Raw genomic sequence first — 13879 nt, 5'->3', positions numbered from 1 at the left:
AACGTCCGCGGCTCGGCTGCAAAGGCTGCCAGACGGCTCCCATGAGCCGCCTGGTCAATCCGGCTTCAACGCTGATTTCTCCTTGACCTGCCACTCATCCGGGTAAAGCAGGACTTCGATACGACGGTTCATGCGTCGGCTGGCGGCATCGGTTTCCTCAACCAGCGGGCGGGTATTGGCGTAGCCGACCGCCTGCATGCGTTCAGCGGCGATGCCCGTTTCCCGGAGCACCCTTACCGCCGAGGCCGCCCGGGAGGCGGACAGTTCCCAGTTCGTGGGGTAGCGATACTGGAGCCTTGGGGAAATGGAGCGGCTGTCACTGTGACCCTGGACACTGATCGTGTGATCGGGAAAGCTTTCAAGGGCGTTGGCCAGAAGTTGCAGGGTTTGGCGCCCGGACTCACCGATGCGGGCGGAGCCGGAATCAAACACGATATTTTCCGGTAACTTGATGACAGTGGTGCCGTCTTCCAGGCGTGACACCAGGGTCTGCTTTTCGTTGCTCAACGCCTGCAGGCGGGTCTGAAGATCGTTCATGGCAGACTGTTCACGCTGCAGCCGGGCTTCCAGCTCTGCTATGGTCTCGCTGGCGCTGCGGCTCCGGGCCTGTTGCAGGGCAAGCTGTTCCCGTGCCTGACGGTATTGTTCAGCGACCGACTGGCGCTCAGCGGAGGCCTCATCCAGTGCCGCTTTCCGTTGCTCTACCTGGTCCCGGGCCTGTTCAAGTTCGGCTCGGGCGGTTTCCAGGTCATCCTCAAGTTCGTTCGCCTGCACCCGGGCCCTGGCCTGTTCTTCCCTGGCGGTCGCCAGTGAGGCTTCCAGATCCTGGCGACGGGCCGTCAACCCGGCAACCTCCGCTTGGCTTTGGGCCAGCTGGTCGTTGAGCTCGTCGATCTGTTGCCGGGCGTCAGTCAGGTTTCGTTGCGAGTCATTCAGCTGCGCTTCCAGCCGATCGGCGCTGGTGTTTCGCTGTTCAAGGCGCTCCCGGGCCCTGAGCAACTGCTGACGCAGGCGTTCCTGTTCACTTGCCTGCGTGTTGAGCAGTGCCTGGAGCCTGTCCCGCTCAGCCTGAACGCCGATTAGCGCCTCCTGCCGCTGGCTTGCCTCGGCAAGCGTTTCCTCATGGGTGCGGGTCAGCTGTGACAGCTCCTTGTCCAGGGACCAGTAAAAGTAGACCCCGGCCACTATGACAAGTACCAGAACCGCTGCTAACGTCGTGGAAACCCAGCTTCGTTGCGCCATGCCATTTCCTCTCGGTTACGGAGTATTAACCATAATTCATATTGACAAGTTGATCGAGTCACGTCAGCAATCGTCTGACAAAGTGGTTAAGATTTCTTGAAGATTCATTGCCATGGCTCATTTCGGCCCGTTGATACGGCCGCGCCCACCGCTGACCGAATGGCAAGATCCAATCAACTTGAGTCGCCACGTTTTTCCTGAGGATAAAAGACATGAAACAACAAGAACTGGAAAGGTTCCGAAAACTTCTGGAGGAACTCCGCGAGGATCTGCTCTCAACCAGTGCCGTCCGTGATGAAACCAGCAGCACCGTCCACCTGGACCAGCAGAGCGTCGGGCGCCTTTCGCGTATGGATGCACTGCAGAGTCAGGCCCTGGCAAAGGCGGGCAAGGAGCGGGCGAACCGACAGTTACTGATGATCGAAACCGCGCTGAAACGAATTGAAAATGACGAGTTCGGCGAGTGCATGGAGTGCGGAGAGCCCATCAACCCGAAGCGACTGGAAATTGACCCGACCACCCTGTATTGCATCGACTGCGCTCACTAGCCGCCATCATTTTCCGGTCACTTATTTCAGTTTTACTTTTGTAGGTATTGGGCCTGGCCTGAGCGCAGCCTCAACTTGCCCACGAGGCGGGGGGAGATCACCCGGGGGGCAGTCAGTCACCCGTTGCCGGCCACTACCACAGGACGCCTTTGTGGCAGCATCAGCGACAACAACGACGCCATAGCCACCAGGGCGGCCGAGATCCACAGGCAGGCTTCCAGCCCCCAGGCCTGGTAGACCCAGCCTGACAGCACGGTGCCCAGCAAGCGCCCGGCGGCGTTGGACATGTAATAGAAGCCCACATCCAGTGACACCCCGTCACCCCGGGCGTAACTGACAATCAGGTAGCTGTGCAGGGATGAGTTGATGGCGAACAGCACGCCGAACAACAGCAGCCCGCCGACCACCACAACTTGCGCTGACCAACCCACCATCAGCGCAGCCGCAATGCCCGCCGGAATCAGCGCCAGCAATGCAGCCCAGGCAACGGCCCCGGACTTGCCATCCGAATGGCCGGTTATCCTTGGCGCGATAGTCTGGATAAAGCCATAGCCAATGATCCAACTGGCCATAAAGCCACCCACCTGCCAGTGGTCCCAGCCAAACACCGTGGCCATGTACACCGGCAACGCCACCACAAACCACACATCCCGGGCCCCGAACAGGAACATGCGCGCCGCCGACAGCACGTTGATGGCCCGGCTCTTGGACAGGATTTCACTGAACTTCGGCTTGGCCGTGCTCTTGCCCAGGTCCTGCCCCAGCAGGAACAGGCTGGCCAGCCAGACCAGCCCCAGGGCCACCGCCATAAGGATGACCGCCCCCTTGAAGCCGGCAGTCATCAGCAGTACGCCGCCCAGGAAAAAGCCCACCCCCTTGAGGGTGTTCTTGGAACCGGTGAGAATCGCCACCCACTTGTACAGGGTGCCCTGCTGCTCATCCGGCACCAGCAGCTTGATGCCGCTCTTGGCGGACATCTTGTTCAGGTCCTTTGCGATTCCCGACAGAGCCTGGGCCGCCATTACCCAGGGCACCGTGAGTATGGCGGCAGGTACCGCCAGCATGGCCAGTGCCACAATCTGCAGGAACAGGCCGATGTTCATGGTGCGGTTCAGACCCCAGCGAGCGCCCAGATAACCGCCCACCAGGTTGGTCACCACCCCGAAGAACTCGTAGAAGATGAACAGCAGTGCAATTTCCAGGGGCGAGTAACCCAGCTGGTGGAAATGCAGCACCACCAGCATCCGCAGGGCCCCGTCCGTCAGGGTAAAGGCCCAGTAATTGCCGGTGATCACCAGGTACTGGCGGATGGCAGCGGTCATATCAGGCAGAGCCTACCTTGCGGGCCAGCTCGACGGTGCGGTTGGCATAGCCCCACTCGTTGTCATACCAGGCGTAGATTTTCACCTGGGTGTCATTGACCACCAGGGTGGACAGGGCGTCGACAATGGACGAGCGTGGATCGGTCTTGTAGTCGATGGATACCAGCGGGCGCTCCTCATAGCCCAGAATGTCTTTGAGCTCGCCTTCTGCAGCTTCCTTCAACAGCTGGTTCACGGTATCCCGATCCGTTGCCTGCTCCACCTCGAACACGCAATCGGTCAGTGAGGCGTTGGTCAGGGGAATCCGCACGGCATGGCCATCCAGCCGTCCCTTCAGTTCCGGGAAGATCTCGATGATGGCGGTGGCGGAACCCGTGCTGGTGGGAATCAGCGAACTGCCGCAGGCCCGGGCCCGGCGCAGGTCCTTGTGGGGTGCATCCAGAATGGTCTGGGTGTTGGTGAGGCTGTGGATGGTGGTGATGGAGCCGTGTTTGATGCCCAGTTTCTCGTGGATCACCTTCACCACCGGCGCCAGGCAGTTGGTGGTGCAGGAGGCAGCGGTAACAATCCGGTCGTTGGCCGGGTCGAAAATGTGCTCGTTCACGCCCATGACGATGTTCTTCGCGCCAGCTTCCTTCACCGGCGCTGTGACCACCACACGCTTTACGCCCTGATCCAGGTAACCCTGCAAGACCTCCACGGTCTTGTTTACGCCACTGGCCTCGATCATCAGGTCACAGCCTGACCAGTCGGTGTCGCCGATGGCCTTGTTGCGGGTCACCCGGATGCGCTGGTCCGCAATGACCATATCCCTGCCGTCGGCTTCTGCCTGTTGGCTCCAGGTACCATGCACACTGTCAAAGTTGAGCAGGTGTGCCAGGGTAGCGGCATCGGCCCCCGGGTCATTGATGGCCACGAACTCCATATCCGGCGAGCCCCACGCGGCGCGCAGGGCGAGCCGTCCGATACGGCCGAAACCGTTAATGCCTACCTTGATCTTGCTCATAATTTTCTCCTGACAGTTCCCGGATTTTGGTAAACGAATGACGCCCTCAGGGGCAGGACACTTCCGGGCGGTTCGCCATGGCTTGCAGTCGGGCCTGTGGTGTGTGAATCAGCGACTCGTTGGCACTGGCGGTCTCATCGATTACCCGCCTCAGCCATCCCGGCAACTGAGGACTCAGGTAATAATAGACCCACTGACCATGGCGTTCCGTCTCCACCAGTCCGGCATCCCGAAGCGAGGCCAGGTGACGGCTCACCTTGGGCTGAGACACATCCAGGGCTTCGGTCAGCTCACAGACGCACAGTTTCTGATCACGGATCAGTAACAGTGCTGCCAGCCGCAGCTCATCCGCCAGCGCCTTGAATACCGCCACCGGGCTGTAGTCTGTGGCTTTCAGGCCGGTTTCCTTCTGGTGTACCAGGGTAAACAGGCTGATGCGCTCCCGGAGCTCCTTCAGGGTCAGGGCGAACACCGCATGGCGGTTGCTTTGAGCCGGATCCGGGAAATCCCAGGCGATGCGCTGGGCTGGCTGGCAGATGTCACCACACTCGTTCGCCGCCTTTTCGCACAGGGTAATGACATAGTCCCAGGGCTGATCCTGCAGGCTGGACAATCGCTTGCTTCTAAGGCCCTCCGTAGGAATGCCAGCCTCTTCGAGCACCTGCAGAGCCATGGGATGGGGGCTGGCCGGCTCTGTGCCGGCACTGGCCACCTCGAACCGATCGCCTGCCATATCACGGAGCAGGGCTTCCGCCATCAGGGAACGTGCACTGTTGGCGGTACAGACAAACAGGACCCGGCGCTCCATATGATCACCCATATATTCGATTTAACAGATATCTGTTTTTATGCATAATAGACATCACCTTATCCCGAGTAAAGGACATTTCTGTGACAGCTACCGATGACCTGCCCAACATCGACCCGGAACACTTCAGGACGCCTTCCAGCGGGGCCCTCTCTGACCGCACACCATCGGCCCACAAGCCCAGGATCCTGTTGCTCTACGGCTCATTGCGGGAGCGCTCCTTCAGTCGTCTGGTCGCGGAAGAGGCCGCCCGCCTGCTGGAAGCCATGGGCGCCGAACCCCGGATCTTCAATCCCCGCGGGCTGCCCCTGGCGGATGCCGAGGATGCCTCACATCCCAAGGTGCAGGAACTCCGGAAGCTGGCGGAATGGTCGGAAGGCATGGTGTGGTGTTCGCCGGAGCGCCACGGTGCCATGACCGGTATCATGAAAACCCAGATTGACTGGATTCCGCTGTCTATCGGCGGCATGCGCCCCACCCAGGGCAAGACCCTGGCGGTGATGCAGGTGTGCGGCGGCTCCCAGTCGTTCAATGCGGTGAACCAGTTGCGGGTGCTGGGGCGCTGGATGCGCATGATCACCATCCCCAACCAGTCGTCGGTGCCGAAGGCCTTTACCGAGTTTGATGACAACAACCGAATGCTGCCTTCGCCGTTCTACAACCGTATCGTGGATGTGATGGAGGAGCTGGTGAAATTCACGCTGCTGACCCGGGATTGCAGTGACTATCTCACCGACCGCTACTCCGAGCGGGTGGAAAGTGCCGAGGAAGTCTCGAAACGTGTCAACCAACGGTCCATGTGAGGGGACACCATGAGCAACAAGGCAGATGTCGCCATCGCCGATGAAACCGGCGAGGGTATGGGGTTGTTCGGACGTTACCTGTCGGTATGGGTAGCGCTGGCCATTGTCGCTGGCGTGGCCCTCGGCCAGCTGGCGCCGGCGGTACCGGAGACGCTCTCCCGATTCGAATACGCCCAGGTATCCATTCCCATCGCCATCCTGATCTGGGCAATGATCTTTCCGATGATGGCCCAGATCGATTTCAGTGCCGTTGTGGGGGTACGCAAGGAGCCCAAAGGCCTGGCCATCACCACCACGGTCAACTGGCTGATCAAGCCTTTCACCATGTTTGCCATTGCCTGGTTCTTCCTGATGGTGGTGTTTGAACCTCTGATCAGCCCCCAGCTGGCCAGTGAATACCTCGCCGGTGCCATCCTGCTGGGGGCCGCGCCCTGCACCGCCATGGTGTTTGTCTGGAGCTATCTCACCAGGGGCGATGCCGCCTATACCCTGGTGCAGGTGTCGCTGAACGACATCATCATGCTGTTCGCCTTTGCGCCCATTGTGGTCTTCCTGCTGGGCATCTCGGACATCCAGGTCCCCTGGGACACGGTGTTGCTGTCGGTCGTCCTGTACATCGTTATTCCGCTCACCGCTGGCTACCTGACCCGCCGCATCCTGATCGCCCGCTATGGCCAGCACTGGTACGACGAGGTGTTCCTGAAACGCATCGGCCCGGTGACGCCAGCGGCGCTGATCGTCACCCTGGTATTGCTGTTCGCCTTCCAGGGCGAGGTGATCCTGGAGAACCCCCTGCACATCGCACTGATTGCCGTGCCGCTGATCGTGCAGACATTCCTGATTTTCTTCCTGGCCTACGGCTGGGCCCGGCTGTGGAAGGTGCGACATTGCATCGCAGCACCGGGTGCCATGATCGGCGCCAGCAACTTCTTCGAACTGGCAGTCGCGGCAGCTATTGCCCTGTTTGGCCTCCAGTCCGGCGCGGCGCTCGCCACGGTGGTGGGCGTGCTGGTGGAGGTGCCACTGATGCTGGTACTGGTGCGCATTGCCAACCGGACCCGGGGGGCCTTCCCGGACTGACCCGCCCGGCATGAGGCTCCCGACCGCCCCGGCATGGCCTTTCGCTGCCGGGGCAAACCTGATCTAATTCGCTGCAGACCGAACCTGGCAACCAGAATTGCCCTGAGACGCTGCCATGACACACTCGTTGAGCATACCCGAAGCCCGCGTTCACCCTGAGCGGGAAAGCCTGTACCAGGAGCTGCACGCCAGGCCCTTTCCGATTATCGAGCACACCGGCCACATCACCCATCTGGCCCTGCTGCTGACGGAATCTGAACGTGAGGCTGACTATCGGCATCTGGTCGACCTCTGTCAGCGCTACGGGGTTCATCCACCCGACAGGGAAGCAACCAGCTTCAACCAGGCGCTGGGCGATATCCAGCTGCGCTGGGAACGCCACCTGGAATTTGTCACCTACACCTTCATGCGCGACAGGACCAGTGGTGCGCCCTTTGAGAACAGCGCCTGGGCCCTGCTGCCCCAGTCCTGGATAGCCGGGTTTCCCGGCCTGCTGGTTGCCGCGTTTCACCTCGACCTGGTTGACTCGGGTCAGGCGGACTGGAGCCGGGAGGCACTGGCGGATGCCTTCGAGGGGCACCGCCTGATCCAGGCTTCCCTAGGCCAGGGCGCCGCGACTCTGATCAGCGCATTCCGCCTGCATGGCGATGGATTCGGGCGCTTCCTGATGCACTCCGAGGGCCTTCGCCCCAGCCAGCTGGGGCGCCTGGTGCAGCGCCTTCTGGAACTGGAGACCTATCGGCTGATGGCGTTGCTCAGCACAAAGCTGGCCAGGGAGATGGCACCGGTGCTGGGGGCCATGGACACTCAGCTCGCCGACATTATCACCCGCCTGTCCCAGGAAGCGGAGCTCAACGAAGAACAGGCCCTGCTGACGGAACTGACCAGCATGGCAGCCCGCATCGAGCAGGAACGCGCACGGACGACCAGTCGTTTCGGGGCCACCCGCGCCTATTACGAGCTTGTCCAGAGCAGGCTGACCGAACTGGAGGAAGTACAGTCCGGTCGCAACTTCACCCTCCACGATTTCTTTCATCGCCGGCTGACACCTTCGGTAAACACCTGCGAAGCGGTGGCACTGCGGCTGGAGGACATTGCCCGGCGCATTGAGCGCGCCAGTGACCTGATACGAACCCGGGTAGACCTGAAACTGGAGGCCCAGAACCGCAACCTGCTCGCCTCAATGAATCGCCGTTCAAGGCTGCAGCTGCGGCTCCAGGAAACAGTGGAGGGGCTCTCCATTGCAGCGATCAGCTATTACAGCGTCAGCCTGCTGGGCTACCTGTTTGCTGCGCTGGAAAGCACCTGGCCGGCGTTCAGTGCCACTTGGGCGACGGCCGCCAGCATTCCGGTGGTGGTCGGCTCAATCTGGTGGATCACCCGCCGCATCAAACGGCTGATCATCAATGCCGAGGAACCAGGTACCCGCTGACTTCCAGAGCAGGGCGCCCGGTGCCATCAACAAGCTGACTCAGCATCAAGTGTCCCGTGCGGTTAATTCGCTGACCTACTGCGTGACGCTGGGGCCATTTGTCTGGCCGTGGCAGCATACGTTGCCGGACTCATCCAGAATCACGTTACAGCGGTGCGCAAGGGCCTCTCGCAAACGCTCTCGCGCGCGCCGGATTCTGCCCTTGGTAGCTGACAAAGACAGTCCCTGCGCCCGGGCGTAGGCCTCCTGGGACATGGGACCGAGATCGCAGGCCTGGAGAATATCGCGGTCGCTTTCTGCCAGGTACGGCAGGGTCGCACCAATGCAGGTATCCAGTTCGTCCACCGGGGCCCGCTCCGGAGCACGCTCATCAGGCAGGTGGTCCGGCACCGGCACCCAGTGCTTGCTCAGGCGATGGCGGTCCGTGAGCGCATTCCTGGTCACCCGGAACAGCCAGCCGCGGGGGTTCTCCAGCTCACAGAACGACTGCCCCTCGCGCATGGCCTTGAGGAACACATCCTGCAACAGGTCATCACTCAGGGCCGGTTCTTTAACCTGGCCAAGCAGGAAGTGACGCAATTCAGCCTGATGGTCATGCCAGGCTCGCAGTACACACTCAAAAGCCATCTCAAACATCTCTCTTCGCTCTGTACGCCGCGGCGCCCCTGGAGGACTGTCCCGCGACGCTCACTCACCCGGGTGGGGAATGCCTTGATTCCCCAACACTATGAACGCCGGAAAGAAAAATAAACATCCGGAATTTCACAGGTATCCTTTTGCAGCGTCGTTCGTCTTCAAGGGTGTCGATTAACAAACACAGGCTTTCAGGGCGATGCTTGATTTTTTCACCTACTTTGCCAACTGGCTGGCGTACACCGTTTTCGGACTCGATCCGGCTACCAGACTCGGCACATCGATCCATTTTTTCATTGAGGACACCACCAAGATCCTGTTCCTGCTGGTGGTGATGATCTATGTCATTGCCCTGGCTCGGGCCGCGCTGGACCTTGAGCGCGTGCGCGCCTACATCCAGGGCAAGCACCGGTTTGCCGGCTATCTGTTCGGCTCCGGGTTTGGCGCCATCACGCCGTTCTGCTCCTGCTCCAGCATTCCCCTGTTTCTGGGCTTTACCAGCGCCGGGATCCCCCTGGGCATCACCATGGCGTTCCTGTTTACCTCGCCCATAATAAACGAAGTGGCGGTGATCATGCTCTGGAGCCTGCTGGGTTGGAAGTTCACCCTGGCCTACGTGGTCATTGGCATGGCCGTGGGCATTTTTGGCGGCATGATACTGGACACGCTCAAAGCTGAACGCTGGCTCAAGGACTTTGCTGCCAAAGCCTATCAGAAAGCCGCCGGGGCACCCCGTCATCCCGGCGAGGCTGAAGTGCCACAGGCCCGGAAGATGACGTTCGCCGAACGCCATCAGTTCGCGAAGGACGAGCTGAAGGAAATCGTCGGACGCATCTGGAAATGGGTACTGATCGGCGTCGGCCTGGGCGCGGCCCTGCACGGCTTCGTCCCGGATGGCTGGTTTGCTGAAAACCTCGGCTCGGGCCAGTGGTGGAGTGTACCTGTCGCGGCGTTTGCTGGCCTGCCGCTGTACTCGAACGCCACCGGCGTTATCCCGGTCATGGAAAGCCTGATCATGAAGGGCCTGCCGGTGGGCACCACCCTGGCCTTCTGCATGAGCACCGTGGCCGCCAGCTTTCCGGAATTCATCATGCTCAAGCAGGTGATGACCTTCCGCCTGCTGGGGCTGATTTTCGTCATCCTGCTGGCCAACTTCATGGTGGTCGGCTGGGTCATCAATGCCATCGGACCCTGGCTTTTCGCCGGACTCTGAGGGCAGTTTCCGTGTCATTCAATATCAGGAGATATGTCCATGAAGACTTTCGAAGTACTTGGGACCGGCTGCAAAAAATGCCAAACCACCGCTGAGAGCATTGAGCGGGTGGCCAGTGAACTGGGGCAGACCGTGACAGTGGAGAAAGTCACCGACCCGGCAAAAATCATGGAGTACCAGGTGATGTCCACCCCGGCGGTGGCGATAAATGGAGAGGTGATTCACAGCGGCTCTGTCCCCGACCACGAGAAAATTGTCGGCTGGCTGAAACCATAAACCGGCAGGACGCGGGGCAGGTTTCCCGCGTAAGATAGCGGGTGCACTAAACTGTAGTCAGAGTCACCCGCTTACCCGGAGTATGCCTATGCTGAGGTTTTTCAGGATTGTCGACGGTCTTATCAGGGAAATCGATAACCGGGAAGAGGATAACGAAGACCGGTTACGACAAGCAGACTGGATCGACGCCTGTGAACCTGACGACGATGAACGGCAGATTCTCCAGCGCCTGTTGAAAACGGATATTCCGGAGTTTGACGACGTGGAGGAAATCGAGGCGTCGGCCCGCTACTTCGTGGATCAGGCCGGGGTACATGTTCACTCCATGTTTCTTAACCTGACCGAAGGGCGTCATAACACGGTATCCGTGGCATTCATCCTGCAGAAAAGCCGCCTGATCACCATCCGCGAGACGGAACTGGCCGACTTCCGGCTGCTGCGCATGCGCGCCCGCCGGGGGCAGGTGGAGGCCCGCAACCCGTGCGAGATGATGGTGACCCTGCTGGAGCAGAAGGTGGAAAACCAGGCGGACGGCCTGGAGGATCTTCACCGCCAGCTGGAGGATGTCAGCTACCTGGTGCTGGAGGACGAAGAGGCGGAACTGGACGAGGCCATCGATCGCCTGGCCCGGCTGGAGGACAGCAACGGCAAGACACGGCTGTGCCTGATGGATACCCAGCGGAATATTTCCTTCCTGCTGCGGCATCTGCGTAATGAAGGCGATCTGCGGGAAACCCTGCGGGAGATCAACCGCGACATCGAAACGCTGATGTCTCATACCACCTTTTTGTTCGACAAGATCAACTTCCTGATGGACTCCACCCAGGGTTTCATCAACATTGAGCAGAACCAGATCATCAAGACCTTCTCGATTGCTGCGGTGGTTTTCCTGCCCCCGACGCTGATTGCCAGCATTTACGGTATGAACTTCGCGCATATGCCGGAGCTGGAGTGGCTACTGGGTTACCCCGGGGCGCTGGGGCTGATGGTGGCGGCGGGGATTGCGCCCTACTGGTTTTTCAAGCGCAAAGGCTGGCTTTAACCGGCCTTCGACTAACGGTATGTCCTGCACTCCCGCTCGCCCTGAGCCTGTCGAAGGGCCAACAACCGAGGCGGGAATCAGAGGGGCGGACACCACCCTTCGACAAGCTCAGGGTGAACGGTTGGGGCCATTCACGATCAGCGGTAGGGGGCATGTTGAAGAACTGATTGTCCCTGAACCCACATCGGGTACCCAGGTACGACAGTTGCTTTCTTATTAACAAGCCTCCAACGGAGCATAAGCCAGAACAAGCCACTTGGCCCCATCGTCAAAGTTCACCTGAACCCGGGTGTGGTGACCGCTCCCCTCGCTGTTCATCACAATCCCCTCACCAAATTTCGGATGACGAACCCGCTGCCCCAGGGAAAACCCGGCCTGTTCCATGGGCGCGGAATCGAACAGCCCTTCATTGGGCCGGGATACCATGGCCGGGCGGGTAACGGTGTTGCGCAGGCGCACTTCCTGGATGCAGTCCGCCGGAATTTCCCGCACGAAACGGGACAGGGCGTGGAACTTCTCCTGACCGTAGAGACGGCGTGATTCGGCGTAGGTGAGGATCAGTCGTTTCATGGCCCGGGTGATGCCCACATAGGCCAGCCGGCGCTCCTCCTCCATGCGTCCCGGTTCTTCCAGGGACATGCTGTGGGGGAACAGGCCCTCTTCCACACCCGCCAGGAAAACCAGCGGGAACTCCAGGCCCTTGGCGGAGTGCAGCGTCATCAGCTGCACGCTGTCCTCGTGGGTATCCGCCTGGGCCTCACCGGCATCGAGGGCTGCCTGGGCGATGAATTCCGCCAGCGCGTCCTCGCCGTCTTCCACCTCGAAATCCGACAGGGCGTTGACCAGCTCCTCCAGGTTCTCCACCCGGGCCTGGCCTTTTTCGCCTTTTTCGTTGGCGTGGTAATCCTTCAGCCCGCTGAGCCTGAGGGTTTCTTCCATCAGGCCCTGCAGGGAGGACTGGTCTACTTTTTCCGAGACGGTCTGGATGATCTCGATGAACTGCTGCAGTCCGGAGCGGGCCTTGCCCTTGACGGCGCCGGCGTCCAGCATGCGCTCCGAGGCCTCCCACAGGGAGATGCCCTGCTCCGTGGCGTAGGCCCTCAGGTCCGCCAGGCTCTTGGCGCCGATGCCACGGGTGGGAATGTTCACCACCCGCTCGAAGGCCGCATCATCCCGGCGGTAGTGAACCAGTCGCAGGTAGGCGATGGCGTTGCGGATTTCCTGGCGGTCGTAGAAGCGCAGCCCGCCGTAGACCCGGTAGGGAATGCCCTGTCGCATCAGGGATTCCTCCAGCACCCGCGACTGGGCGTTGGAGCGATAGAGAATGGCCGCCTCACTACGCAGGTTGCCCTCGTCCACCCAGGCGCTGATGGTGTCGGCGATGTAGTTGGCCTCGTCCATCTCGTTGAAGGCGGCATACAGGCTGATGGGCTCGCCTTCAGGGCCGTCGGTCCACAGTTCCTTGCCGAGGCGGCCCTGATTGTTGGCAATGACCGCGTTGGCGGCCTTCAGGATCAGCTGGGTGGAGCGGTAATTCTGTTCCAGCCGCACCAGGCGAGCGTTGGGGAAGTCCCGCTGGAACTGCTGGATATTCTCGATTTTCGCACCCCGCCAGCCGTAGATGGACTGATCGTCGTCACCCACCACTGTGATGGGCACCCGGTTGCTGGCGAGGATCTGCAGCCAGGCGTACTGGATGGTGTTGGTGTCCTGGAACTCGTCCACCAGGATGTGCTGGAAGCGGCGCTGGTAGTGGGCCAGTAACTCCGGCCGGTGCAGCCACAGTTCATGGGAGCGCAGCAGCAGTTCACCAAAGTCCACCAGGCCACCCTGGTTGCAGAGCTTCTCGTACTGCCGGTAAATCTGCAGCATGGTGTTGGTGAAGTGGTCCCCCGGGTTGTCCTGGATATGGTCTGCCCGCAGTCCCTCGTCCTTCTGGCTGTTGATGAACCACTGGGCCTGTTTTGGTGGCCAGCGGCTTTCGTCGATCTGCGCCTCCCGCATGACCCGCTTGATCAGGCGCAGCTGGTCGTCACTATCGAGTACCTGGAAGTTTTCCGGCAGGCCGGCATCGGCGTAGTGAGCCCGCAGCAGGCGGTGGGCAATGCCATGGAAGGTGCCGAACCACATACCCCGGGCAGGGATGTTCATCATCTGTTCGATGCGGTAGCGCATCTCCTTCGCCGCCTTGTTGGTGAAGGTGACCGCGAGGATGCCGGTGGGCGGCACACCATCCACCTGCATCAGCCAGGCCATGCGGTGGACCAGTACCCGGGTCTTGCCACTGCCGGCACCGGCGAGCACCAGCAGGTGATCGTTCTGGGCGGTTACCGCTTCGCGCTGGGCGTCATTCAGGGGGTCGATGATGGGGGAGACATCCATGGGTTCTGCCGTTCATTGCCTGGTGGAAAATGAGGCAGCAGTATATCACCCATGGGTGGGAGATTGGGTTATGGGTGGGAAGGCTGGAACCG

13 protein-coding genes are annotated in these 13879 nt (G+C 60.7%); 7 read left to right on the top strand and 6 right to left on the bottom strand.

Going from position 1 to position 13879, the window contains the following annotated elements:
- Positions 1–54: 54 nt before the first annotated feature.
- Positions 55–1242 carry an OmpA family protein gene (locus tag ACESMZ_RS00135; RefSeq protein WP_372956075.1) on the bottom strand — a complete coding sequence of 396 codons (1188 nt, stop codon included), beginning with the start codon at positions 1240–1242 and terminating at the stop codon, positions 55–57.
- 212 nt (positions 1243–1454) lie between these two features.
- Between ACESMZ_RS00135 and ACESMZ_RS00130 the strand changes: the two genes are divergently transcribed.
- Positions 1455–1790, top strand: a complete 336-nt coding sequence (locus ACESMZ_RS00130) for a TraR/DksA family transcriptional regulator (RefSeq protein ID WP_372956074.1) — start codon at positions 1455–1457, stop codon at positions 1788–1790.
- A 116-nt stretch (positions 1791–1906) separates the two neighbouring features.
- Here ACESMZ_RS00130 and arsJ read toward each other — a convergent pair whose 3' ends face one another.
- The 3 genes from arsJ to ACESMZ_RS00115 are packed head-to-tail and all read right to left on the bottom strand — an operon-like array spanning position 1907 to position 4926.
- Positions 1907–3112, bottom strand: a complete 1206-nt coding sequence (arsJ, locus tag ACESMZ_RS00125; RefSeq protein ID WP_372956073.1) for an organoarsenical effux MFS transporter ArsJ — start codon at positions 3110–3112, stop codon at positions 1907–1909.
- Between the two features lies 1 nt (position 3113).
- The gene (locus ACESMZ_RS00120; protein WP_372956072.1) at positions 3114–4118 is read right to left on the bottom strand and encodes an ArsJ-associated glyceraldehyde-3-phosphate dehydrogenase; all 1005 of its coding nucleotides are present in this window, start codon (positions 4116–4118) and stop codon (positions 3114–3116) included.
- Between the two features lie 46 nt (positions 4119–4164).
- On the bottom strand, positions 4165–4926 hold the full coding sequence (locus tag ACESMZ_RS00115) for a metalloregulator ArsR/SmtB family transcription factor (protein WP_372972055.1): 762 nt from the start codon (positions 4924–4926) through the stop codon (positions 4165–4167).
- A gap of 83 nt (positions 4927–5009) precedes the next feature.
- Between ACESMZ_RS00115 and arsH the strand changes: the two genes are divergently transcribed.
- The 3 genes from arsH (at position 5010) to ACESMZ_RS00100 (ending at position 8241) form a co-directional block, all read left to right on the top strand.
- Entirely contained in the window at positions 5010–5729 is a 720-nt protein-coding gene (gene arsH, locus ACESMZ_RS00110) for an arsenical resistance protein ArsH (protein WP_372956070.1), read from the top strand.
- Positions 5730–5738: 9 nt separating this feature from the next.
- A complete protein-coding gene (gene arsB, locus ACESMZ_RS00105; RefSeq protein ID WP_372956069.1) occupies positions 5739–6809 on the top strand; it encodes an ACR3 family arsenite efflux transporter in 1071 nt (356 codons plus the stop codon).
- Positions 6810–6924: 115 nt separating this feature from the next.
- Positions 6925–8241, top strand: a complete 1317-nt coding sequence (locus tag ACESMZ_RS00100; protein WP_372956068.1) for a DUF3422 family protein — start codon at positions 6925–6927, stop codon at positions 8239–8241.
- 75 nt (positions 8242–8316) lie between these two features.
- Here ACESMZ_RS00100 and ACESMZ_RS00095 read toward each other — a convergent pair whose 3' ends face one another.
- Positions 8317–8868, bottom strand: a complete 552-nt coding sequence (locus ACESMZ_RS00095) for a sigma-70 family RNA polymerase sigma factor (protein WP_372956067.1) — start codon at positions 8866–8868, stop codon at positions 8317–8319.
- Positions 8869–9073: 205 nt separating this feature from the next.
- Between ACESMZ_RS00095 and ACESMZ_RS00090 the strand changes: the two genes are divergently transcribed.
- The 3 genes from ACESMZ_RS00090 (at position 9074) to corA (ending at position 11405) form a co-directional block, all read left to right on the top strand.
- Positions 9074–10087 (top strand): permease, encoded by a 1014-nt coding sequence (locus ACESMZ_RS00090; protein ID WP_372956066.1) that lies wholly within the window; start codon positions 9074–9076, stop codon positions 10085–10087.
- A 39-nt stretch (positions 10088–10126) separates the two neighbouring features.
- Positions 10127–10363 (top strand): thioredoxin family protein, encoded by a 237-nt coding sequence (locus ACESMZ_RS00085; RefSeq protein WP_372956065.1) that lies wholly within the window; start codon positions 10127–10129, stop codon positions 10361–10363.
- 88 nt (positions 10364–10451) lie between these two features.
- A complete protein-coding gene (gene corA, locus ACESMZ_RS00080) occupies positions 10452–11405 on the top strand; it encodes a magnesium/cobalt transporter CorA (protein ID WP_372956064.1) in 954 nt (317 codons plus the stop codon).
- 216 nt (positions 11406–11621) lie between these two features.
- Here corA and uvrD read toward each other — a convergent pair whose 3' ends face one another.
- Entirely contained in the window at positions 11622–13787 is a 2166-nt protein-coding gene (gene uvrD / locus ACESMZ_RS00075; protein ID WP_372956063.1) for a DNA helicase II, read from the bottom strand.
- Between the last annotated feature and the right edge of the window lie 92 nt (positions 13788–13879).

Origin of the sequence: Marinobacter sp. (assembly GCF_041690615.1) — a bacterium.
Taxonomy (GTDB): domain Bacteria; phylum Pseudomonadota; class Gammaproteobacteria; order Pseudomonadales; family Oleiphilaceae; genus Marinobacter.
Note: the sequence above shows the minus strand (reverse complement) of the source record. Positions and strands in the feature narration are given on the sequence as shown.

Coding starts and splice junctions, on each gene's coding strand:
- corA (WP_372956064.1), top strand. CDS start 10,452: ATGCTGAGGTTTTTCAGGATTGTCGACGGTCTTATCAGGGAAATCGAT.
- ACESMZ_RS00130 (WP_372956074.1), top strand. CDS start 1,455: ATGAAACAACAAGAACTGGAAAGGTTCCGAAAACTTCTGGAGGAACTC.
- ACESMZ_RS00085 (WP_372956065.1), top strand. CDS start 10,127: ATGAAGACTTTCGAAGTACTTGGGACCGGCTGCAAAAAATGCCAAACC.
- arsJ (WP_372956073.1), bottom strand. CDS start 3,112: ATGACCGCTGCCATCCGCCAGTACCTGGTGATCACCGGCAATTACTGG.
- uvrD (WP_372956063.1), bottom strand. CDS start 13,787: ATGGATGTCTCCCCCATCATCGACCCCCTGAATGACGCCCAGCGCGAA.
- ACESMZ_RS00100 (WP_372956068.1), top strand. CDS start 6,925: ATGACACACTCGTTGAGCATACCCGAAGCCCGCGTTCACCCTGAGCGG.
- arsB (WP_372956069.1), top strand. CDS start 5,739: ATGAGCAACAAGGCAGATGTCGCCATCGCCGATGAAACCGGCGAGGGT.
- ACESMZ_RS00090 (WP_372956066.1), top strand. CDS start 9,074: ATGCTTGATTTTTTCACCTACTTTGCCAACTGGCTGGCGTACACCGTT.
- ACESMZ_RS00095 (WP_372956067.1), bottom strand. CDS start 8,868: ATGGCTTTTGAGTGTGTACTGCGAGCCTGGCATGACCATCAGGCTGAA.
- ACESMZ_RS00135 (WP_372956075.1), bottom strand. CDS start 1,242: ATGGCGCAACGAAGCTGGGTTTCCACGACGTTAGCAGCGGTTCTGGTA.
- ACESMZ_RS00115 (WP_372972055.1), bottom strand. CDS start 4,926: ATGGAGCGCCGGGTCCTGTTTGTCTGTACCGCCAACAGTGCACGTTCC.
- ACESMZ_RS00120 (WP_372956072.1), bottom strand. CDS start 4,118: ATGAGCAAGATCAAGGTAGGCATTAACGGTTTCGGCCGTATCGGACGG.